General features: G+C 38.1%; 21 protein-coding genes and 3 pseudogenes. 11 read left to right on the top strand and 13 right to left on the bottom strand.

What is annotated here, in order from left to right; translation table 11 throughout:
- Positions 1-26: 26 nt before the first annotated feature.
- From PN450_RS10640 to PN450_RS10610, 7 genes and pseudogenes are all read right to left on the bottom strand, one after another.
- Positions 27-1,481, bottom strand: coding sequence for a protein kinase domain-containing protein (locus PN450_RS10640; RefSeq protein ID WP_271836251.1), 1,455 nt, complete (start codon positions 1,479-1,481; stop codon positions 27-29).
- 102 nt (positions 1,482-1,583) lie between these two features.
- Positions 1,584-1,964, bottom strand: coding sequence for a type II toxin-antitoxin system VapC family toxin (locus tag PN450_RS10635; RefSeq protein WP_271836250.1), 381 nt, complete (start codon positions 1,962-1,964; stop codon positions 1,584-1,586).
- Positions 1,961-2,188, bottom strand: a complete 228-nt coding sequence (locus PN450_RS10630) for a type II toxin-antitoxin system Phd/YefM family antitoxin (protein WP_039200138.1) — start codon at positions 2,186-2,188, stop codon at positions 1,961-1,963. The genes PN450_RS10635 and PN450_RS10630 overlap by 4 nt, the downstream gene beginning before the upstream one ends.
- A 282-nt stretch (positions 2,189-2,470) precedes the next feature.
- Positions 2,471-2,800, bottom strand: a complete 330-nt coding sequence (locus PN450_RS10625; RefSeq protein WP_168503119.1) for a ribulose bisphosphate carboxylase small subunit — start codon at positions 2,798-2,800, stop codon at positions 2,471-2,473.
- Positions 2,801-2,845: 45 nt separating this feature from the next.
- Positions 2,846-3,254: pseudogene (gene rcbX, locus PN450_RS10620) on the bottom strand (RuBisCO chaperone RbcX).
- Positions 3,255-3,324: 70 nt separating this feature from the next.
- A complete protein-coding gene (locus PN450_RS10615) occupies positions 3,325-4,755 on the bottom strand; it encodes a form I ribulose bisphosphate carboxylase large subunit (protein WP_015079279.1) in 1,431 nt (476 codons plus the stop codon).
- 190 nt (positions 4,756-4,945) lie between these two features.
- Complete coding sequence (locus PN450_RS10610; protein ID WP_271836249.1) at positions 4,946-5,140, bottom strand: hypothetical protein; 195 nt, start codon at positions 5,138-5,140, stop codon at positions 4,946-4,948.
- Between the two features lie 362 nt (positions 5,141-5,502).
- Between PN450_RS10610 and PN450_RS10605 the strand changes: the two genes are divergently transcribed.
- The 4 genes and pseudogenes from PN450_RS10605 (at position 5,503) to panB (ending at position 7,152) form a co-directional block, all read left to right on the top strand.
- The gene (locus tag PN450_RS10605) at positions 5,503-5,733 is read left to right on the top strand and encodes a hypothetical protein (protein ID WP_213717940.1); all 231 of its coding nucleotides are present in this window, start codon (positions 5,503-5,505) and stop codon (positions 5,731-5,733) included.
- Positions 5,714-5,995 carry a type II toxin-antitoxin system RelE/ParE family toxin gene (locus PN450_RS10600; protein ID WP_271836247.1) on the top strand — a complete coding sequence of 94 codons (282 nt, stop codon included), beginning with the start codon at positions 5,714-5,716 and terminating at the stop codon, positions 5,993-5,995. The genes PN450_RS10605 and PN450_RS10600 overlap by 20 nt, the downstream gene beginning before the upstream one ends.
- 191 nt (positions 5,996-6,186) lie before the next feature.
- Positions 6,187-6,317: pseudogene (locus PN450_RS10595) on the top strand (transcriptional regulator); the annotation flags it as partial.
- A 61-nt stretch (positions 6,318-6,378) separates the two neighbouring features.
- Positions 6,379-7,152, top strand: coding sequence for a 3-methyl-2-oxobutanoate hydroxymethyltransferase (gene panB, locus PN450_RS10590; protein WP_271836246.1), 774 nt, complete (start codon positions 6,379-6,381; stop codon positions 7,150-7,152).
- Between the two features lie 124 nt (positions 7,153-7,276).
- On the opposite strand, the gene PN450_RS10585 is transcribed toward panB, so the two are convergent.
- Together PN450_RS10585 and PN450_RS10580 are read right to left on the bottom strand one after the other, a co-directional pair.
- Positions 7,277-8,236, bottom strand: a complete 960-nt coding sequence (locus PN450_RS10585; protein WP_168651239.1) for a DUF1517 domain-containing protein — start codon at positions 8,234-8,236, stop codon at positions 7,277-7,279.
- A 306-nt stretch (positions 8,237-8,542) separates the two neighbouring features.
- The gene (locus tag PN450_RS10580; RefSeq protein ID WP_271836245.1) at positions 8,543-8,914 is read right to left on the bottom strand and encodes a hypothetical protein; all 372 of its coding nucleotides are present in this window, start codon (positions 8,912-8,914) and stop codon (positions 8,543-8,545) included.
- A gap of 456 nt (positions 8,915-9,370) precedes the next feature.
- On the opposite strand from PN450_RS10580, the gene PN450_RS10575 reads away from it, so the two are divergent.
- From PN450_RS10575 to PN450_RS10560, 4 genes and pseudogenes are all read left to right on the top strand, one after another.
- Positions 9,371-10,717, top strand: coding sequence for an efflux RND transporter periplasmic adaptor subunit (locus PN450_RS10575; RefSeq protein WP_271836244.1), 1,347 nt, complete (start codon positions 9,371-9,373; stop codon positions 10,715-10,717).
- 79 nt (positions 10,718-10,796) lie between these two features.
- Positions 10,797-13,964, top strand: coding sequence for an efflux RND transporter permease subunit (locus PN450_RS10570; protein ID WP_271836243.1), 3,168 nt, complete (start codon positions 10,797-10,799; stop codon positions 13,962-13,964).
- Positions 13,965-14,279: 315 nt separating this feature from the next.
- Positions 14,280-15,206 (top strand): AAA family ATPase, encoded by a 927-nt coding sequence (locus tag PN450_RS10565; protein WP_168651236.1) that lies wholly within the window; start codon positions 14,280-14,282, stop codon positions 15,204-15,206.
- 161 nt (positions 15,207-15,367) lie between these two features.
- Positions 15,368-15,463 (top strand): annotated as a pseudogene (locus PN450_RS10560) (glyoxalase-like domain protein); the annotation flags it as partial.
- 37 nt (positions 15,464-15,500) lie between these two features.
- Here the strand turns inward: PN450_RS10560 and PN450_RS10555 are convergent.
- Positions 15,501-17,861, bottom strand: coding sequence for an ATP-binding cassette domain-containing protein (locus PN450_RS10555; protein WP_271836242.1), 2,361 nt, complete (start codon positions 17,859-17,861; stop codon positions 15,501-15,503).
- Positions 17,862-18,006: 145 nt separating this feature from the next.
- Here PN450_RS10555 and PN450_RS10550 point away from each other — a divergent pair, with 145 nt between their 5' ends.
- Positions 18,007-20,169 (top strand): protein kinase domain-containing protein, encoded by a 2,163-nt coding sequence (locus PN450_RS10550; RefSeq protein ID WP_271836241.1) that lies wholly within the window; start codon positions 18,007-18,009, stop codon positions 20,167-20,169.
- 188 nt (positions 20,170-20,357) lie between these two features.
- On the opposite strand, the gene PN450_RS10545 is transcribed toward PN450_RS10550, so the two are convergent.
- The 3 genes from PN450_RS10545 to PN450_RS10535 are packed head-to-tail and all read right to left on the bottom strand — an operon-like array spanning position 20,358 to position 21,541.
- Positions 20,358-21,311: a M48 family metallopeptidase gene (locus tag PN450_RS10545; protein WP_271836240.1), complete on the bottom strand. Its 954-nt coding sequence runs from the start codon at positions 21,309-21,311 to the stop codon at positions 20,358-20,360.
- Positions 21,263-21,415: an alpha/beta hydrolase gene (locus tag PN450_RS10540; RefSeq protein WP_271836239.1), complete on the bottom strand. Its 153-nt coding sequence runs from the start codon at positions 21,413-21,415 to the stop codon at positions 21,263-21,265. The genes PN450_RS10545 and PN450_RS10540 overlap by 49 nt, the downstream gene beginning before the upstream one ends.
- A 3-nt stretch (positions 21,416-21,418) precedes the next feature.
- Complete coding sequence (locus tag PN450_RS10535; protein ID WP_271836238.1) at positions 21,419-21,541, bottom strand: hypothetical protein; 123 nt, start codon at positions 21,539-21,541, stop codon at positions 21,419-21,421.
- 63 nt (positions 21,542-21,604) lie between these two features.
- Here PN450_RS10535 and PN450_RS10530 point away from each other — a divergent pair, with 63 nt between their 5' ends.
- Complete coding sequence (locus PN450_RS10530) at positions 21,605-23,149, top strand: helicase C-terminal domain-containing protein (protein ID WP_271836237.1); 1,545 nt, start codon at positions 21,605-21,607, stop codon at positions 23,147-23,149.
- Between the two features lie 67 nt (positions 23,150-23,216).
- Complete coding sequence (locus tag PN450_RS10525) at positions 23,217-23,435, top strand: DUF2839 domain-containing protein (RefSeq protein WP_148765934.1); 219 nt, start codon at positions 23,217-23,219, stop codon at positions 23,433-23,435.
- Positions 23,436-23,476 lie beyond the last annotated feature (41 nt).

Genomic DNA, 23,476 nt, shown 5'->3' with positions numbered 1-23,476 from the left:
CCGAAGGCCTCTGGAATAATTTGTAATTATGCAGATGGTTTTTCAATAACCAAAGTACCAGCTAAGATATCGTGTAAAGAACGATTTTTTTGATTAAATAGCATAAATATCATATCACCTAAACCAAAAGTCAAGAAAGTCAACAATATTTTAACTATAAATCTCCAAGTAGCGCGCCACAAAGAAATTCTTTTACCATTCATATCAGTCACAATTATTTTGCAGATACCTTGTCCATAAGTTGATTGTTTAACGGAACTTTCAGCTAATGCAAAATGAAGCCAAGTAAAGATTACAGATAAAACTAAGGATATACTATACCATAAATCACTACAGATACCATTTATTCCACAATTTCGATCTGGTATAATTATTATGATTATGATACTTCCTAAGAAAGCTATAGACAATGGCATGAAAATACAACATATTATTAAATCAATAAAGTACGCTAAAAAACGTATCCAAGGTGATGCGTATTTAGGAGAAATTACTACTTGATTAACTTTTCCAGATGTGGATACTACCGTTTTAGCATAAGGACCATAATTAGAAGATTGACTATTGGAATTAGGAACTTTAAATTTAGGTGAAGAGGTCTCAACTTCAGCTAATCTATATAAAATTTCCTGGGTATCTCTTGGTCTATTTCCCGGAAATGGAGACATTAAATAATCAATCAAATCTAATAATTTTTGGGAAATACTAGCAGTATCATCTCGCCAAATTAACGTCCCTGTGCGAGAATCTTCCGCAAAATCTTGAGGATATTTACCAGTTAATAAATAAACAAAAGTTCGCCCTAAAGCAAAAAAATCTGATTGCGGAACAGCCTTACCATTCATTTGTTCAGGTGGCGTATAACCTGCGGAAATAATCCCTGTAACTTGCTGTCCTGCGACTTTTTGCATCAAAGTTTGTGTAACTTCCCGCGCTGTGCCAAAATCAATTAATACCAATTGACCAGATGGACGGAGCATAATATTAGGTGGCTTAATATCTCGATGAAAATAATTTTGTCGATGGACTTGATGTAAAATTTCAACTATCTGTTTCAACCACCGTACAGCCGCACGTTCACTAATAGCTTTATCATTACGTTGAGTCATATATTCTTCTAAATTCATCCCCTCAATTTTTTCCATTACCAAACAATGCAGGGGTTCTTGATCTCTAGGAGAATAAATAAAATAACCATCTGATTCAACCTTAGGAATACCAGGATGCTTGAGTTGTTTTAAAACTGCCGCTTCTTGTTGAAACAATTCAATAGCTTTAGGAACTGTATTAAACAGAACCTTCAAGACTTTCTTTGTACCAGAGTCATCAATTTCATAGGTTTTACCGAAACCACCACCCCCCAAGGGACGAAGGACTCGATAGCACCCCTCTAAAAGTAACTCAGAACCACATGATTGACAAAATAAGGGCTGTCTGGTGTTTTGCGGTTGTGGGCAGTTGGGATTGATACAGTAGCTCATTGACTGCTAATATAGAGTATATTTTTGATACTCATAAATCATAACCGTTGTCTGTACCCTCTCCGCTTAAAAAAAAGAAATATCAAAATTGTGCGTTATTTTTCACCATAAACGCTGTATGGGATAGGCATCAAAAATTGTATCAGCACTTATTATAGGCATATTTTCCACCATAGCCTGTGCAATTAACATTCTGTCAAAAGGATCACGATGATGTAAAGGAAGTTGAGCAATAACTGAAATATGCTGTTGCTTGATTTCCTTTAATGTAATACCGTTACCAATTATTTGCTGTTCGACAAAATCATCAAAACTCATATCCAAATTAAGTTTACCTATGCTGTGTTTAATTGCCATTTCCCAAACACTGGCAATACTCAAAATATTGTCATTATTCTCAATTTGTAATCTCAAATTATCGCTAATTCTGGGATTACCCATAGTAAACCACAGCAGAGTATGAGTATCAATTAATTGCTTCATTCCATATACTCCTTCAACTCTTCCAAAGGTTCATCAAAATCATCAGATATTTTGATCATTCCCTTTGCACTACCAAATTTAGGACGAATTTTAACTGGTAATACAGGAATTAATTTCACCACAGGTTGATTATCTTTCATGATGATAATTTCATCACCACCAAGTGCGGCTTCAATTAAATCAGATAAGTGTTGAGATGCTTCGTTAACAGTAATTTGTTGCATAATTACCACCTTTAGCCTTTTGTGTGTGCGACTCAACCGACAATTCTATTCTCCATCAAAAACTAAAAAAAGGGTATTGCTGAATCAAAGAATGAAACTCACCGATAGCCTGAGTGGCGTAACCATGGTTAATTTTGAAAACTCTTACCTTTGCGTCTTTGCTCCTTTGTGCCTTTGCGCGAAACATAATTCATAAAGCCATTATGTAACGCTAAAAAAAAGAGAGATAGAAAACTCTACCTCTCTTTTTAATTCATCAAATAACTATGAGCTAATTAGCTCTTAGTATCTGCTGGGTTTGTGAACAAGGAAGCTCATAACTTGACACTGCTTGATGTTGTCAAAACCAACAACACGGATGTAGCAGTTGCTATACTGAGAACGGCAACCTTGAACTTCGCTCAATACTTCTTGAGTAGTTTTAGCACCGAACAAAGGTAACTTCCACATTGTCCAATAAAGTTCTGTAGGTTCAGAAGTTTCGTTGAATTCAATTGCAGGAATGAAACCTTGTGTGATGATGTACTGAACTTGCTTGGCGATTTGCGCGTCAGACAAAGGGGGAAGGTAAGAAAGGGTTTCGTAACGACGCTCTTTAGGTAAAGTTTGCATAGTTTTTGCTAAGTGGGGGAGATTTTTTATGACTTGGTTGACTGACTAATTGGATAAATTATCCAAATTAGTATCAGATATTGTCTGTCTTTGGTATTTCGAGGCTGGGACTTGATAAACTTAGTTGCGTAATGCGTTCGAGATGCTGGCGACGCTGTTCCATATTGGCTTGCTGAATGCCAGTTATCACCATTTCTGGTAAAAACTCCGTCACTTCCGCCGCTATGTGTTCCCTGACAGTCATAATCCGCAATGCCAAATCTGACTTTTCTAGAAACAATTCCTCTATATAAGCTTCTCCGTCTTGGATTTTCCCAGCGGAAAAGTTTTGCAACCAATGTGCTAGAGGAGGATTTGTTTCGCCTAGCTGTGCCAATACAGTCCTCAACGCCTGATAAGTCAGGTAGCTTTGGAGAGTTTTGGCTGTGTCTTTCGCAATTTGCTTTAAATCCATGCTTGACCCAGCCCTTTAGATTTTTAGATTTTGGATTGTATATGAATCCAAAATCCCAAATCCTCAATTATCAGACGGTATCCATTGCTTCAAACTCGAACTTAATTTCTTTCCACAGTTCGCAAGCAACAGCCAACTCAGGAGACCACTTAGCAGCTTCGCGGATAATATCGTTACCTTCACGAGCCAAGTTGCGACCTTCGTTACGAGCTTGAACAACTGCTTCTAGAGCTACGCGGTTAGCTGTAGCACCAGGAGCGTTACCCCAAGGATGTCCGAGAGTACCACCACCGAATTGGAGTACGGAGTCATCACCAAAGATTTCTACCAACGCGGGCATATGCCATACGTGGATACCACCGGAAGCAACTGCCATTACACCGGGTAAAGAAGCCCAGTCCTGGGTAAAGTAAATACCACGAGACTTGTCTTGCTCGATGTAGTTTTCACGCAATAGGTCAACGAAGCCCATGGTGATTCCCCGTTCACCTTCTAACTTACCAACTACTGTACCGGTGTGAATGTGGTCACCACCAGACAAGCGGAGAGCTTTAGCCAATACGCGGAAGTGGATACCGTGGTTCTTCTGACGGTCAATTACAGCGTGCATAGCCCGGTGAATGTGCAACAGAATACCGTTATCACGACACCAGCGAGATAGTGTGGTGTTAGCGGTGAAACCTGCGGTCAGGTAATCGTGCATGATGATGGGCTGTTTGAGTTCTTTAGCGTACTCAGCCCGTTGGATCATTTGTTCGCAGGTAGGAGCGGTAACGTTCAGGTAGTGACCTTTGATTTCGCCTGTTTCTGCTTGTGCTTTGTTGATAGCTTCAGATACAAACAAGAAGCGATCGCGCCATCTTTGGAAAGGAGCAGAGTTGATGTTTTCGTCGTCTTTGGTGAAGTCCAAACCACCACGTAAACATTCGTAAACTGCGCGTCCGTAGTTCTTAGCGGAAAGACCTAATTTGGGCTTGATTGTACAACCCAACAGAGGACGACCGTATTTGTTCAATTTGTCGCGCTCTACTTGGATACCGTGAGGAGGTCCTTGGAAAGTCTTGATGTAAGCTACAGGGAAACGAATGTCTTCCAAACGTAATGCCCGTAAAGCTTTAAAACCAAATACATTACCGACGATGGAGGTTAGTACGTTGGTGATAGAACCTTCTTCAAACAAGTCCAAAGGATAAGCAACATAACAAATATATTGGTTATCTTCACCGGGAACTGGTTCGATGTCGTAACAACGACCTTTGTAGCGATCTAGGTCGGTGAGCAAGTCTGTCCATACTGTTGTCCATGTACCAGTAGAAGACTCAGCAGCTACAGCCGCACCAGCTTCTTCAGGAGGAACTCCGGGTTGGGGGGTCATCCGGAAAGCTGCTAATAAATCTGTATCTTTAGGAGTGTAATCAGGTGTGTAATAAGTTAGTCTGTAATCTTGAACCCCAGCTTTATACCCAGACTTAGCCTGAGTCTTAGTTTGCGCGTAAGACATATTTTTCTTCCAAGAAGTCTTTCTTTTTACTATCAAATCACGTTATGTGCCACTTCTTCTCATTCCTACTCTTAATTCATTCTTAATGAGATTATAAGTTTTGCTTATAGTTAGGGGCGATCAATTTCTATGGTGGCAGTATTACTCCTGCACGAATTAAGTTGCGGTAATTGCTACTGCAACAAATTGTTTACCAGTTATTTTTCGTCCCAAGAATACAAAATCTTTTCATCTTGAGTTTGCATACCCTACTAAACTGGCTTGATTCAGCCGTCTGCGGATTTTTGCCTGAAAGCCGCATTCCAGACCTAAGGCTGGTTTGCTGCAACTCTCTTTTTTTCCTGATGTCTTTACCTAAAGCGGGTAAAGATTGATCACGAGGCATTTTCATTCTCAGACAGGTTTAGTCAGGGGATGAGCAAGAAAAGAAGAAACTGCACATCACGGAATTTGTAGCTTACCCCACAATATATCAATAATTCAATAAGTTATTTTGCGAATTTTGTTAATTGATATATTTAAATTTGTTATCACATAAAGATTTAACATTTTGTGAAGATTTGTTTACAATTGTGTATATCTCAAGTAAATATTCACTTGAAAGTTATGCAATACCTGTAGATGTAGCTGGTACTTAAAAGCTTTGCAATAAATATATTGCTACTGTTTTATACTAAGTAAATTACTAATGCAATTTGCTCAATGGGAGATAATATAGAAACAGAGAGTTGTTTTAGAGGAGATTATATGCTGACGTTACAAGAAATTATTACTTCTATTGAAAGTTTACCCACAGAAGATAGAGAGTATTTATTTGAGTTTCTTCAAAAGCAACGAATTGAGAAAAAGCGGGCTGAAATTTTAACTAATGCTCAGGAAGTTAAACAAGCTTTTAAAGACGGTACAGCAAAGAGAGGAAGCGTTGATGATTTAATCGCTGATTTACTAGGAGATGATGATGGAAGTTGTCTGGAGTAGTGGATTTAAGCGGTCTTTTAGCAAGATTACCAAGAAAAACCCGCAATTAAAAAATCAAATTGTTAATGTATTAAGGCTTTTGGCCGATGATCCCTTTACACCGTCTTTGAAGTCTCATAAGTTAGGAGGAAATTTAGCGGGTTTATGGTCTTGTTCTGTTACTTATGATTGTAGAATTATCTTTAATTTCTCTGAAGATGAAGAGTTATTAGAAATGGTTATTTTATTGATAGATATTGGCAGTCATTATGAAGTTTATTAAATGGTAAAATTTAGGCTGAGACTTTGCATTTCAAGATTAAAATAGCCTAACTAATTAAATGAATATGCAAAAATAATATCAAGCTGGATATACTTAACTAAATGCGTGCAAACTTACTGAGATTAATAGCTTTACCAAGCATAGTCACACCAGCTATAGCCCAAAAGGTTGATAATACAGACAAAAATCCCAGTCCCCAAGGATTAATTTGGGCGGGAATGCCAAATCAATTGTTAGTGATTAACCAAAAAGTGGTATTGTATTAAGGTCTGTAACTCCCCTGGGCGGACGTAACGTGACATCAGTTAAATTTGCCAGAGATTGACAATTATCAGTTGACAATTAACAATTGACAATTATCAATTATAAATTATCAATTATTTATGGCAGTTACTACCCAACAATTAACTCAATGGAAACAACAGGGAAGGGCGATTGTTGCGTTAACTGCCTGGGATTATGCGATCGCTCAACTTTTGGATCTAGCTGGTGTAGACTTGATCTTAGTTGGTGATTCTCTTGCCGTCGTCCTTGGTTATGAAACTACCTTACCAATAACTTTAGATGAAATGATCCATCATGCTAAAGCTGTGCGGCGTGGTGTCAAAAATGCTTTAATGGTAGTTGATTTACCATTTTTGACCTATCAAGAAAGTATTTCCCAAGCTATGCACTCCGCCGGTAGAGTGTTGAAAGAAACGGGGGCGCAAGCGGTGAAATTAGAAGGTGGCTATCCCGCAATGGTGGAAACCATTACCCGGTTAGTGCAGTCGGGGATTCCCGTTATGGGCCATGTGGGATTAACACCCCAGTCAATTCATCAATTAGGGTTACGACAACAGGGAAAAACCCAGGAAGAAGGTGAGAGAATTTTTCATGAAGCGATCGCTCTCGAACAAGCCGGGGTTTTTGCTATAGTATTAGAACATATTCCTACAAAACTAGCACTGCAAATTACTCAAAAAATCCGTATTCCCACCATTGGCATCGGTGCAGGTTCTAGCTGTGATGGTCAAGTATTAGTCACTTCTGATATTCTCGGACTTTCGGAAAAACAACCACCATTCGCCAAGGTTTATACAAACTTACGAGAAACAATTACCAAAGCTGTCCAAGATTACGCTGTGGAAGTGCGAGAAGGACAATTTCCTAAATGAGTTTGTTGGGCTTCGCCCCGCTTCGCTAACACGCTCCAGGCGCAGAGTCTCAGAGAGTGAGAGTTTGAGAGAATGTAGAGAAGTTTCAATGAACGTCTCTACATGAGTTTTGCAAAACTCCCAATTAAACCAATTTCAAATCAGGATATTCCGCAAATAAATCATCTGATGTTAGGGTATCCTCTGACGCTTGGGGAGTCCACAAAACTTCAATTGCTAACAGTTGTTCACCACCAAGACTACCAATTTGACGTAAAGCTTGACGCAAATCATCAGCATTATTAATAGCGGGAATTTCACATTTACCCAAAGTTGCTGCTAATAAAGTGACAATAATATATTCTCCCGGCCCTTCACTAATCAAACGAGTCGGGTTATCTTCACCAGGTAAAGCTTCCTGACAAACAGCCTTGAGTTGATTATTCACATTAGAAAGAGTTTCTTCGCTAAATTTACTGCGTTCGGCTAAAGATAACCGATTAAATTGGGATTCTGCGGAATTTAACTTTGCTTGTTGAGTTCCACCACCTGCATATACCCAATACTCAGGGTGACGCAATAAAGCCAAACTAGCTTCTTGTAAAACTTCGCTTCTTCCCGCTGGGCTATTGGTATCAGCAGTTTCCGCAATTCGATTGAGTTCGGGTTGTAAATCTCTTGCTTGGGCTAGTAAACCAACTTGTAACCGGGTGACAGACACCGAAGGGTTGCTGCTATAGCTGACTTCTTCCGTTTCTCCACTGGTAACACGGCGAAATGTTTGGACTAAAAAATTCGCCATGGCAAAAAAGATCAAAATCCCAAACAACCCGCCAAAACCGCCACCAAAACCCCATAAGGGCAAAAGAAACGGAAATCCGAAACCACCGCCATAGGGAGCATAGTAGCCGCCATTACCGGGCATACTTGTCCGGGGTGTGTAGGTACGGCTAGAAGGCATTCTAAAAGAACCACCACCGATTCTGCCACCACTGCGGGCTGCTAAGGCATCATTAGCATGACTGAACGCCAAAGTTAGCACTAAGCTAAGGATAAAGGCGGTTTTAAATAGGGGTTTGAGGAATCCTTGTAGTTTTTTACTCATAAGACATTTATTGTGACAACTGTATTTTGATGATGACTTCCCCTGTTTTGAAGAAGTAACGCTGTCTCTAATCTACCGTGTCTTATCTTTATTAGGGAGGAAATAGGGAGGGATTTCTAGAGTTGATAACCGTACTCAGTCAATTTCTCCAACAAAATTTTTCATCAAATCTCACAATTCAATCTTATCAATCATAATTTATTGAGTTTTTGAAAAAATTGGTGATTGTTTTTCTCTTTTTATTACCAGTTGCAAAAACTCAGATTTCTCACAACTGAAATAATTTACTATTACCAATTTTGAACTTTATTTATGACTGTCAAGTAAATCATGGTGAGAAAAAATTCCCTTCAATTTTAAATTAGTGAAGACATTTATAGAATTTACTAATTCTCGTTGTTGAGAACTTAAATTTATTGCTTCTAAAGCTTGATCAATATTATTACCGTTATGTAATTTGTGAGCAAGCAAGTTACGTTGAGATAAATCTAAAATTGCGGCAATTTCTTTATTTCGACGCTGACGAATCCCCTGTAGTTCTTGATTTTCTTGGGGAGTAAAATCATATTCAGATAATTTGATATTATCCCTAATTTCTCCAGAGTTAGTAAAAAAGTGATCTGCGAAAGCAAAAGGAACTTCCCAGGAGAAAAAGACAACAGCAAAAATAAGAGCCAAAGTCAAGAACCGTTGTATCAATTTATTAATCATGTTGATTTTGATGTTAATAACAGCTTAAATTAAATTCTAACCAGGGAAAGATTAGCCTAGACAATTTTCCTATTTCTGGGTACGACTTGCCAAAGAGAAACAAACATTGATCAGCATTTATTCAATAGAACAAACTTACTAGTCATTAAATGGCATAAATCCTGAGTTCAAGACAGTGACAAGGAAATCAGGCTGTTTCTATCTTCGAGGTGAGCTAAAACAGATAATGTTTTCTCTATGACTAAATTCAGAAATTGATCATCAGGATAATTATTTTGCCGATTGATTGTAAAAAAATGTAAAGCCTGTATATTTAAATTAGATAATACATATTTTTGCCAGTGCATCATAAATTAGAAGTTTCAAAATTCATATCATACACATAGATTTTTAACTATTCATTCCGTCAACTTGTTATCAGTCATGACATTACCTGAACCTCAAACCGATATTAAAGACATTTCTCCCTCACCTCCCAAGTCAAATCGGTGGCTGCGGTTGGTATTAGCCGCACTGTTATTGATTGGGGGTGTCAGCGGGATAGCATGGAAATTGCTAAATCCTGAAAAACCAAATCCAGCAGTGGCTAATGCGCCACCTCCAGGGGTTAAAGTTAAACTATCACCAGTGCAAACAGGTACAGTTGAAGATAGTACGGAATATATAGCCAGTTTAGAATCGCGGCGTTCAGTCAATCTCCAACCGCGAATTCAAGGACAAGTTTCCCAAATATTCGTCAAATCAGGAGATTCAGTTTCCTCCGGGACTGCGATTCTGCAAATAGATTCTCAACAACAACAAGCCGCAGTTAGTAGTTTATCTGCTGCTGGTCGAGGTTCACAAGCGCAACTAGAAAATGTTCGCGCTACTCTTAAATCTTTGCAAGCAGAACGGTTAGCAAATATCGCAGATGTACGCTTAAACCAACAAGATTATAATCGCTATTCTGAATTAGCCGCACAAGGGGCTGTATCACGTCAAACTCAAGATTTATATGCTAACAAACTGGCGACAGCAAAAGCCCAACTAGGGGCGATAGATTCCCGCATTCAAGCTCAAATAGCTACCATATCCCAGGTAGAAAAATCCTTAGTCCAAGCTGATGCCAATATTAAACAACAACAAATTCAACTGCAATATTACACAATTACTGCTCCCTTCACTGGAACTGTTGGTGATATTCCCGTTAAAGTAGGGGATGTTGTGAATACTTCCACACCATTAGCAACTATTACCCAAAACCGACCTTTGGATGTTAAAATTCCTGTCCCTTTGGAAAAAGGTACACAATTACGTCCAGGATTACCAGTTGAATTAATTAACGCCCAAGGTAAAATCATCGGCAATAGTAGTATATTCTTTATTTCTCCCAATATTACAAATAACTCTCAATCAATATTAGTTAAGGCACTTTATAACAATGACAATGGGCAACTACGAGCCGATCAATTAATTCGGGCTAAAGTGATTTGGAATCAACGTTCTGGCGTGCTAGTTCCCACAACAGCAATATCTCGAATTGCTGGGGAAACCTTTGTATTTGTAGCCGAAACCGGAAAGTCTCCTCAAGGTGGTTCTCAATTAATAGCTAAACAAAAACAGGTGAAGTTAGGCAATATTAAAGGGAATGATTATCAAGTAATTGAGGGATTACAACGGGATGAAAAATTGATAATTTCAGGAATACAAAACCTCAGAGACGGACTGCCAATAATTCCTGAAAATGAGGGAATAGGGAACGGGGAACGGGGAACAGGGAACAGGAAATAGTGAAAGGAAGTAATTACCAATTACCAATCACCAATTACCAATTACCAATTACCAATCACCAATCACCAATTACCAATTTATGTTTGTTAACTTCTTTATTAAGCGACCTGTATTTACCAGCGTCTGCGCTATTATCATTTTACTTGTTGGTGCAATCAGTATTCCCACATTACCTACAGCCCAGTATCCAGAAATTAGTCCCACGCAGATTATCGTCAATTCTAATTATGTTGGTGCTAGTGCGGAAATTGTTGAAAGTACCGTCACAACGATTTTAGAGCGGCAAATTAACGGTGTCGAAGGCATTAAATACATGACTTCGAGTAGTAGTAATGATGGCAGTAGTACGATTACTGTCACATTTGATGCTTCGCGGGATAAGGATATTGCTGCCGTTGATGTGCAAAACCGTGTTACTTCCGCTCAACCGCAGTTACCAGAATCGGTGAAGCAAACGGGAGTAACTGTGAGTAAACAGTCTAACAATATTCTGTTAGCAATCGGTTTGTTTAGTGATAATAAAGCCTTAAATAATGTCTTTTTAAGTAATTATGCAGATTTATATCTGGTAGATGCCCTCAAACGGATTAAAGGTGTCAGTGAAGCGCGGATTTTTGGGGAACGTCGCTATGCAATGCGCCTATGGCTTGACCCAAATAAATTGGCTAGTCGGAATTTAACTACTGGTGATGTTATTGATGCCCTGAATGAACAAAACCTACAGGTAGGTGCGGGACAAATTGGACAACAGCCAGCCGTAGATGGTCAAATGTATCAAATTGACTTGAGGGCAGTTAGTAGGCTGACGGAAGTTGAGGAATTTGACAATGTAGTGATTAAAACTGCTGGTGACGGTAGTTTGATTAAGTTAAAAGATGTGGGAAGGGCGGAATTGGGAGCGCAAAACTATAGCTCATTTCTGCGGTTTAAGGGGAATGAGGGTGTGGGACTGGGGATATTTCCGGCACCAGGAAGTAATGTTTTGGACGTGGCTAATTTAGTCAAAAAGGAAATAGCGCAATTGTCGCAAAGCTTTCCGCCAGGGATGAAATATCAAGTGGCATTTGACACCACGACTATTGTAGAAGAATCTTTGGCAGAAGTGATAAAAACTCTTTTAGAAGCGATCGCTCTGGTAATTCTCGTTATCTTTATTTTCCTACAAGATTGGCGGACTACGTTAATTCCTGTGATCACCATTCCTCTGTCCTTAGTGGGGACGTTTGCCTTTGTCAAAGCCTTTGGTTTTTCCGTCAACACCTTAACCATGTTTGGTTTAACCCTCGCAACCGGCATGGTAGTTGATGACGCGATTATTGTCGTGGAAAATATCTCCCGCTTAATTCAAGAAAAAGGAATGTCACCCCGTCAAGCGGCTTCAGTCTCCATGCAAGAGCTATTTGGGGCTGTAATTGCTACTTCCCTAGTATTAATGGCAGTATTTGTCCCTGTCGCCTTTTTCCCCGGTGCAACTGGACAAATTTATAAACAATTTGCCCTGACAATTGCCTTTTCTATCGCCATTTCCACATTTTTGGCTCTCACCCTCACGCCTTCCCTTTCTGCCTTGTTGTTGCGGCAAAGACCCGCACCTAGAGGGATTTTGGGTTGGGTATTTGATAGAATTAATTGGTTTTTAGAAGCTATGCGTTGGGGATATGAGCGCTCTTTAAAATTTTTGGTAAAAATAAAAGCGATTGTTCTCCTGTTATTTATCGGTTCATTAGGTATCACTGCTTGGCTGTACATGACCGTACCCACAGCATTTCTCCCCGACGAAGACCAAGGTTATTTCATTACCATTATCCAAGGGCCAGAAGGTTCTTCACTCAAATACACCAGTAAAGTCATGAGTGAGGTAGAAGCAACAATCCTCAAATTACCAGAAGTTACAGGGACATTTGCAATTGGTGGTTTTGGTTTTAGTGGTAGCACCGCTAACAGTGGCGTAATTTTCACAACTCTCAAATCCTGGGACGAACGTAAACAACCAAATCAATCAGTCCAAGCAATTATTGGTAATTTAAGAAAAAGCTTTTCAGGAATTACCGAAGCTAGAGTTTTCCCGGTTAATCCCCCTGCAATTCGCGGTTTAGGTAGTTTTAGTGGTTTCCAATTTCAGTTACAAGATATAGCGGGAACTAACAGCTTAAATTCCATGCTGCAAACCGTTGGTCAGTTCATGATGCAGGGAAATCAAACCCCCGGACTGCAAGCTGTATTTAGCACCTTTACCGCCAATACACCGCAAATCTTAATTGAAGTTGACCGTAACAAAGCGAAATCTCTGCAAGTTTCCATTGACGATATTTTTAAAACCCTGCAAACTTATTTGGGTTCACGATATGTCAATGATTTTAATTTTCTTTCTCGCACATATCGGGTGTATGTTCAAGCAGATGCTCAGTTTCGTTCCAATCCTGATGATATTGGTTTATTAAATGTGCGTTCTGCAACTAATCAGATGATTCCTCTGAGTAGTTTAGTGAAATTAACGCCAACAACAGGAGCGCAAACTATTAATCATTACAACTTATTTCGTTCCATTGAAATTAATGGTTCTCCTGCTCCTGGTACTAGTTCTGGACAAGCAACTTTGGCTATGGAACAACTAGCTAAAAAGATATTACCCACAAGCATGGGATATGAATGGTCAGGTATTGCGGCTCAGGAAAAAGAATCCGGTGGACAAGCACCAATCATTTTTGGTTTAGGTTTACTTTTCGTCTTTTTAGTATTAGCTGCTCAGTATGAAAATTATGTTGATCCTTTAATTATTATGCTGGCTGTTCCTTTAGCTATTATGGGAGCTTTAGCATCACAATCATTAAGAGGTTTAAATAATGATGTATTTTGCCAAGTTGGGTTAGTCATGTTAATTGGTTTAGCCAGTAAAAACGCAATTTTAATTGTCGAATTTGCTAACCAGTTGCAAGAACAGCAAGGTTTATCAATTACCAAAGCAGCAGTAGAAGCAGCACAAGGTCGGTTACGTCCCATTCTCATGACTGCTTTTTCGACTTTGTTGGGAATTTTTCCCCTAGCAACTGCTACAGGTGCGGGTGCTGCGAGTCGTCAATCTTTAGGTACTGCTGTATTTGGGGGAATGTTTGTAGCGACTTTCTTGAGTTTGTTTATTGTGCCAATTCTCTATATCATCATTGGCACAATTCGTCAACGTTTGCAACCTGTTCGCAAGTATCCCCATTTAGAAGTGCAAGAAGAAGATCATGTTTCCATAAGATAGTATTCTCTCGTTCCTAGTCTATAACACCGTAAGGGCGAAGCATTCGGGCGATAACCTATCGTTCAAACCATTGATTTTCTGTCCGTAAGGGCGAAGCATTCGGGCGATAACCTATCGTTCAAACCATTGATTTTCTGTCAGTAAGGGCGAAGCATTCGGGCGATAACCTATCGTTCAAACCATTGATTTTCTGTCCGAATGCTTCGCCCCTACTAATTGATAAGTAAGAAAAATATATCAGACCTATAAAGATTATGTTCTTTTATATTTCCCGACTTCAGGCTATCATCAAAATCATAAGCAAAGGTGATAGTCATGACCGAACAGATATTAGAAAAACAAATAGATCACAACGACGGAATTGATTTAGAAGCAGCTTTCCAAGAATCTCATATCCAAGAAATTTTGGATAAGTTAGACCAGGAGTTAGTCGGGTTAAAGTCCGTCAAAAACAAAATTAGAGAAATGGCGGCTTTGTTATTGGTTGACCGTATTCGTAAAAGCTTAGGCTTAAATGCAGGTGCGCCCAGTTTGCACATGACATTTTTGGGTAATCCTGGTATGGGAAAAACTACCGTAGCCATGCGAATGGCAGAAATCCTCTACCGGCTGGAATATATCCGTAAAGAAAATGTCATGTTGGTGACGCGAGATGATTTAGTTGGTCAAGGTATGGGACAAACAGCGCCCAAAACCAGGGAAGTATTAAATAATGCCATGGGCGGAGTTTTATTAGTTGACGAAGCCTATACTTTATACCGTCCAGATTATCCTGGGGATTTTGGTTTAGAAGCCATAGAAATTCTCATGCAGGTCATGGAAAACCAAAGAGATGATTTGGTCGTTATTCTTGCTGGTTATAAAGACCAGATGGACAGATTTTTTCATAGTAATCCAGGGATGAATTCCCGCATTGGATTACATATTGAATTTAACGATTATGGTGTTGATAGTTTAATGACTATTGCCCAATCTATAGTCACAGCCCAAAACTATTGCTTTAGTCCAGATGCCGAAAAAGCCTTCCGCGAATATTTAATTAAACGGAAGACTATGCCCCATTTTGCCAATGCTAGAAGTGTGCGTAATGCTATAGATAGAGCGCGTTTACGTCAAGCAAATCGGTTATTAAGTAGTGGTAAACTTTTAAATAAGCAGGATTTAATTACCATTGAAGCAGTAGATATTCTCGCTAGTCGAGTATTTAGAGAAGGTGTTCCTGATTGCGAAACTGAAAGTTAATTTAATTTGGTAATTGGTAATTGGGGATTGGGGATTGGGGATTGGTTAGTGGTAAAGATAAAACAACTGACAACTGACAACGAACAACTTGTTATGGAATTAAAATCGCGTGATTGAAGCTGAAGTTCATTTATCATTACATAACTTCCTGCCGCAGGACGGGTTTAAAGTTCAAAATTCGCAACCAAAAGCCTTTGAATTTTTTAGTTAAGGATTATGAAGGGCGTGTCATTGAAATGGCTGAAGTTGCTAATTAGTTATTATCAAGGTGGGCAATGCCCACCAAGGAGATAATTAAAAAATATCTTTCCGTTTTTGCAAACCAAAAGTTATTAACAAATAAACCGTAGCGTGTAACAACAAAATTCCCCAATTTAAACTTAAATTTCCCCAAGTTGGATCATATACAGATGTGGCTTCAAATGCACCAAGGAATTTATGTTCTTTAGGAATTAAAGCATTAACATTTAATATTGTTCCATAAGCACCAACTGACCAACGACTAATCATTAACCATGATAAAATTTTACTCACAACACCTTCAGTTTTAAACAATACTCCAGAAAAAATGATTTGTGGTAAAATCAGTAATGGCAAAGTGCTATTTGCTTGACTAATATTTTTGACAATTGCAGAAACAAGTAACCCTAAACTAAAACTAGCAAATAAAGTCAGAAAACTGGTAATTAATAATCCCATATTCCAAGAAATTAGTTCTGGGTTGGGAGATTTGAAACCAATGAGAATTATAATTAAAATTAATAAAGTTTGCGCTAGTGCTAAACCTGATAAAATTGTAATCTTAGAACCTAGATAAGCAAATAATCCTAAATTCACTAATCTTTCTCTTAAATAAATTGCCGATTCTTTCACAATTTCTTGTAAAGAACTAGAAAATCCTACCCATAAACCAGCACAGGTAAATACAAATAAAACCCGTAAAGCTAGAGAAGGTAAAGCTGGATCTGGTTCATTTCCTAATACAAAAGGTGCTTTATCTTTCATTGCTAAAGTGATGAGACTAATCCCAATAGGTGCAGTTAAAAGAGATAGGACAAGATTAATTTTATCTCGAACAATTAATTGACCAGAACGTTGTGTTAATAAAAGCAATTGTTGCCAAAATGAAACACCTTTAGGTTTTGCTGGTATTGTGGTTGTTTCTGGTTTAATTCCTGAATTTAATTGATTAGCAACATAAATCTGATAATAACTAGATTGACGGAATTTATTAACATATTTAATTGCCTCTTTTTCCTCTTCTAATTTAATATAAATATCAGCAAAATCCTGAACCTGGAAAAATTGCAAAGCATCGTCAGGAGTGCCAAAATAACAAAGTTTTCCACCTATTCCTAAAAATACAATTCTGTCACACTCTGTAATATTTGCCGTTGCATGAGTCACTAAAATAACTGTTCTTCCACCTTGATGTGCTAATTCTTTCAATAACTGCATCATCTGTTTATCTAAACCTGGATCAAGTCCTGAAGTGGGTTCATCTAAAAAGAATAATTTCGGATCAGCTAATAATTCTACACCAATAGAAACTCGTTTTCTTTGTCCACCACTCAGATCACTAATTAAAGCTTGACGACGATGACTCATTTTAATTGCTGCTAATGCCTGTTCGACAACTTGTTGTAAATTACTATCAGGAGGTAAACGTAATTTAGCAGCATAAGTGAGAACTTCTGCAACAGTTAATTCTCGATGAATAATATCATCTTGGGGAACATAACCAATTTGAGTTCGATACAAATTAAAGTTTTTCTGTAAATCTTCTCCATTTAGATAAACTATGCCTTTAGTGGTTTTTTCAATACCTAAAAGAGTTCGCATTAAAGTAGATTTACCTGCGCCACTTCCCCCCACTAAAGCTACAAATTGTCCCGGTTCAATAGCAAAAGATAAATCATTTATTCTTATTTTACCATTAGTTTCTAAAATTAAATTTTGTGCTTCCAGTCTAATGTGAGTACCTTGATCTAAAATCTCTAAATTATCATCACGTAAAACTAAAATATAGGGTCCAATATGAATCTTTGATCTATTAGTTAAAATGGCTTTATCACTTATTTGTTGTCCATTAATAAAAACTCCATTAGGGCTAAAATTTTGTAAAATGTAACGCCCCTGATGATCACTATCAATGGTAGCATGACGACGGGAAATTGTCGGAGCATCCAAATATAAATTTGCGGTAGAATCCCGTCCAATTAAAACTGATTTTTGTTTTAAAGAAATTGACTTTTTTGTTGGTGGATTGAGAGAATTAGAGGTGGCAGGATTAAAGTATTTAATTTGAATTAGTTGATGAGAATTTTGAGAAATATGAATTTCCACACCATTGGTTAACAAATAACCTTGAGTAGCAGTAATCAAAGAATGATTAATATACAACTTATTGCTACTAGGTTCTTGACCATTACCATCATAAATGCGGTATTCTGTACCCTCCTTACGTAACACAGCTTGGATACGAGAAACCAGTTCCCAGTCTTGGGGAACGACTAAATCAGCAACATTGGGTTCACGTCCTAAAATGTGCTGTGGCTTATGTAATTTTAAGTGTAAAGTTTTACCTTGATTGTTTAACTCAAGATAGGGATCTATACCTAAAACGGTGGGATGCTGTCCTGGTTGGTATGACATAGACTGGCTGTGATAAAAAGTAATTTAATTTGCAGTATTGTTAGCAAATATTGAAAACATTTTACGGATAAAAGGTGATAATATATGGAAAATCCAAGAAAATTTTACCTAAATCAGCGAAAACGTCAACAAAGAGTAAAGTTTTATGACACTGACACTATTGAACAATCGTTATCAGGTATTGCGGGTACTGGGTAGTGGGGGGTTTGGCAAAACATTTTTAGCTGAAGATACCCAAATGCCTTCGGGTAAGCGGTGTGTGATTAAACAACTCATTCCAGTGATTAATAATCCCCAGCTATACCAATTGGTGCAGGAAAGGTTTCAGAAAGAAGCATCTATTTTAGAAGAATTGGGCGATCGCCATAGTCAAATTCCCCGGTTATATGCTTATTTTTCTGAAGGTGGGGAATTTTATTTAGTTCAAGAATATATTGAAGGACAAACTCTCAGCGAAAAATTACAGCAACAGGGAGTATTTAATGAAGTTACAGTTAAGGAAATTTTAATTAATATCTTGCAAATTCTCGAATATGTTCACAGCAAAGGTATAGTCCATCGAGACATTAAACCAGATAATATTATTTTGCGTTTTTCTGATAGCAAACCAGTATTAATAGATTTTGGGGCTGTGAAGGTGACGATGAATACAGAAATGAGTCCTTCTGGTAATTCTAGTCAGTCTATTGTGATTGGGACACCAGGATTTATGCCGATGGAACAAATAGCCGGAAGACCACTATTTTCTAGTGATTTATTTAGTTTAGGATTAACAGCGATTTACTTATTAACAGGGAAAATACCTCAAGATTTACCAACTGAACCAACTATGGGTAACATTTTGTGGCGACATTTTGCACCCTATTTGAATGTTGGTTTTGGGGATATTTTAGATAAAGCTATAGCTTATCATCCACGCGATCGCTTCACTTCTGCTAGAGAAATGTTGACCGCTTTACAAACTCTCTCAAATCCCGTTGTACCTGCTGTCCTTAATGTTCTACCTTCTCCTTTATCACCTGAAAATACAATTGCTGTCAGTCCCGGTAATTACGCACAAAATTCTGATCAAACTCATCAAAATAGTGCTAAAACTGGAATAATTATCGCTAGTTTAATTACTAGCATTTTTATTGGTGGTTCTATTATTTTTGGGTTTTCTCTTAATAAACAACCTCAAATAGTGACTGAAAAAATAGATTCACAACCTATAAATACTCAATCACCAACTATATCAGATAAATCAATCGAAAATCAGCCTCTTTCCCTTGGTTGGATGAGATTAGGTGCTGTTAATAATACTTCAGGTGTTGTCACTGTTGAAGAACAACTTATTTCTACAAAACAACCTGTAACTATTTCTCCTGCTATTGTTCCTAAAATCGGTGATCAAGTTACAGTTATCAATGGAGTTAATTTGCGTATTAACCGACCACAAAAACCTGATTATAAACTTCCAGATAAAAAAGGTGTAGTTGTCGTAGGGCAAAAATTAGTTATTATTAATTTAGATTATTTTATTGATTCTTCTTCACCTTCTCCATATACAGCAGTATGGGCTGAAGTCGGGTTAAATAATCAAAATACATCATTATCTAAAAATGACGAAAGTTCTTTACCTCAATCTTCTGCAAAAATAGAAACTAACAATCAAGAATTATCAGACTCATCTACACTAAATAATTCTATTTATTTTGTTGCTGATTCTGCTTTTGCAGATTTACAAACTGCTACCAAGAAAGCTGAAAATTTACAAATAAAAGGTTATTCTCAAGCTGGAATATTCTGGATACCAGATTATCCTAATCTATCAGGTAAACCTTTACATCAAGTATATGCTAATCGGTTTAGTGATCTCACAAACTGCATCAACTTCTTAAAGTCCTATGGAAAAGTTAATGCAGATGCTTATTGTTTACTTGCTAGTAAAGATGCAAATACATCACCTAATCGGGTATTTTTCAAAGAAATTTCTAATGTATCCATATCTAATACATCACCGATAAATACTACAAATCCAAATACCAAGAATTATTTTTGGATTTCTCAAAGACGAGTTACCGAAACAGATTTAGCAGCTAAAGATGGTTATGAATTAGATATTATGCGAAATACAGTTTTTGCTGTTAAGGGTCGCAGGTTTGATACTCCAGGGTTACAAGAATATTTTAATCAACAGTCTTGGTATAATCCTCGATATTCACCAAAACAATTTTCACTTAGTTTGATATCAAAATTAGAGCAGCAAAATGTGGAATATATTGCTAAATATCAAGATAGTAATAATCTGCGTCATTTTAAAAAATAAATATTGAATTACATAATATACTTCGCAATGTCACAATTTGAGCCTTTGCTTAAAGCAGTAGATATTCTCGCTAGTCGAGTATTTAGAGAAGGTGTTCCTGATTGCGAAACTGAAAGTTGATTAAATTCAAATTCCAGATCCCCGACTTCTTCAAGAAGTCGGGGATATTGTAGTTTGGATCTTGTAGTTTATTTTCTCATTTTGTTAATTTCTGCTTGTAATTTTTCAATTTCTTTTCTGAGTTTTTCCGCTTCATGATCAGGTGTTTCTGGTGTCACATCCACCGAACCATCAGCAGAACGTTGATAATTGCCTTTTCTGATTTGCTGGTATTCGTCTGATACTGCCCAACTGCGTAAATAATGCAACCGTTCCACAGGAAAAGGATGACTCAGCATCATTCCTTGTGCGCCATTGTATATTAAAAACTTATATACTTGATTCAGCCCGTCATCATTTAGTGCCTGATATTTTTCCGACTGCTGAATAAACTCTTGTAAACTACACTCATGGGCATATTTGTTACTACCTCCAGACAGTTTCATCATGGATGACATGACTGGGTTTAAATCATCCATCACTAATAAAGCCGCTCTATCTGCTGATAACTCAGCTTTGCGTCGCCACTCAAAAAAGGCATAAATCAAGGCTTGACTGACAAAATTACCTAAACCGAATGTTAGTTCACCAATGACGGAAGCGGCATTCATCGCCCACATCGCCATTTGAATTAAAATGGTATGACCACATTTAATATGTCCCAGTTCATGCGCTAAGACCGTCCGTAGTTCGGCTTCATTGAGTAACTCCAGTAACCCAGTGTTGACGACTATATAAGGATGTTCTTGTCCTAAAGCATAACTATTAACTTGGGCATCTTGAGCAATAAACAATCCCGGTTCACCGCTGATGTCCAAATCTCGGACACATTCCCGGAATATCTGGTAAATCGTGGAATATTGCCGCGGTCCGACTTGAATGGAGTTACCCATTAAATAGACAAATTGGGGGCGTTCATAGACAAATTCTACAAATTTACGGGCGATTAAATCAAAGCCGGGTAAATTGCGTAAAGCTTGTTCTGCTTGACGGTCTAAGGGATGTCTGAAGGCTTCGCTGGAAATTCCTGGGTAAGTTGGCATAATTTAGGAGTATGGGTGATTGGTGATTGGTGATTGGTGATTGGTGATTGGTGATTGGTGATTGGTGATTGGTCATTGGTGATTGGTGATTGGTGATTGGTCATTGGTCATTGGTAAAACAACGAACAACGGACAACGGACAACGAACAACTGTACGGGCGAAGCATTTGGAGAACTATTTTTGCAATGACCGATAATTTATCTTCCAAATGCTTCGCCCCTACTGACAACTGACAACTGACAACGGACAACGAACAACTGACAACGAACAATTTTTATGGAATTAAAAGCACGTGATTGAAGCTGAAGTTCATTTATCATTACATAACTTCCTGCGATCGCAGGACGGGTTTCCTTCCTGGCCTCATCATTTAACAATGGCTAGGTTAGTGGCACGTGCTTTGCGGTTGGGACGTAGTGCTTTAATCCAAGTAGGGGCGGTTTGTGGACATCAAGGGCGATATCGCACCAGTTTTATCGCTTCTGCTTTAATGTGGCATGGTTCTGTAATTATTGTCGCTTCCGAAACTGTCCAGCAACGTTTATTAAAGGTAGAAATTCCCCGACTCCAGCAATGGCTACCAGCGAATAAACCCATTAGAACCGGTGACACTTGGCCAAGTCCTGATTTTCAGGGTTTGCTGTTGACTTCCCCTGAAGCTTGGTTAAAAGGACAATTGGCTGATAACAATCCATTTCCTGCGAGTATTCCCACAATTATTGATGGCGTTGACGATTTAGAAGATTGGGTACGTTCTCAACTGACTCAAAGCATTGAACCCCATGATTGGGATCAATTAATGCTGGCTTATCCCTATCAAGCAGATTTAATTCGGGAAGTTAGGGTAGAACTAACATATAAATTATTTCAGCATCCAGAAAATCCCTATTCCTGTTATCTGATTTCTCAACCAGAAATTGAGATTTTACAAGAGTTATATTTAGCTTTAGATAAAAACAATCTTCCAAATGTTTGGCGAAATTTTTGGCAACAATTCCCAAATTTGGAAAATTCTTCTTCTCCTACTTTATTTTGGTCAACAATTTCCCGTCGTCAAGGTTTATTTTCTTTATATTATGCTCCAATTGAATTGGGTAAAATCCTCGCCCCAATTTGGCAACGTCAACCTGTAGTATTAATTGGTAGTGCTTTAGAACCGCAAACGGAAGCACCTCTTTTCCATCAACGTTTGGGTTTAGAGGATGTTACTTGCTTGAAATTTGCTGCTGATAGTCAAGGGGAAGCAATTCAACTTTATATTCCTTATAAATTGCCTTTACCAAATACACCGGAATTTCAACCAGCATTAATTCATCAAGTTCGCACTTTGGTATGTTTGAGTGCAACTGCACCAGGAATGACGGTAATATTAATTGGGGATGTACCGCTAAAAGCCAGAGTGGGGACAATTTTGGCTTCTGAATTTGGTTCACGGGTGCAGGTGGAAAAAACTTGTTTAGATGAAAATGGGATTTTGATTACTGGTTGGGAATTTTGGCGCGAAAATCAAAGTGTTTTACCATCACCCAGATTGTTAATTATTGCAACTTTACCTTTACCATCTTTGGAAAATCCTTTGGTAGCTGGTAGAGTAGCTCATTATAAGCGATCGCACCAAGACTGGTTTCGACTATATTTATTACCCACAGCTATGAATGAATTACAAAGAGCGATCGCACCTGTCCGTGAAAATCAAGGTATAGTAGCTTTACTAGATAGTCGTGTCGTTAACCGCAGCTATGGCGTGCAAATCCTCTCTGCCCTTAGTCCCCTAGCCAGATTAAACTATCTCGATCCTAGTTTGTTTTCTGCGAATAATGAAGATGATTCTGCTTAATTAATTTCCATGACGAATTTCTATTAAAATTTAAATTGAACTCAAAAAGAAACTAAATTATTAAATTATGGGTGAAGCAAAACGCCGTAAAAACTCACTAGGAGAAGAATACGGACAAGACACTACTAGAATCTTACCTTGGGTTCCCATCAATAAAACCCAAGCTTCACAATTTGTGGCTATCACTACTCGTGGTGCTTGGATAGGTATTGGATCTATGGTTGTTGCTTGGGTAATCATCCGTTTTATCGGTCCTGCTTTCGGTTGGTGGGAAATTGTTGGGTAATTGGTAATTGGTGATTGGTAATTGGTGATTGGTGATTGGTA

This window comes from Dolichospermum lemmermannii CS-548 (genome assembly GCF_028330815.1).
GTDB lineage: Bacteria > Cyanobacteriota > Cyanobacteriia > Cyanobacteriales > Nostocaceae > Dolichospermum > Dolichospermum lemmermannii.
Note: the sequence above shows the minus strand (reverse complement) of the source record. Positions and strands in the feature narration are given on the sequence as shown.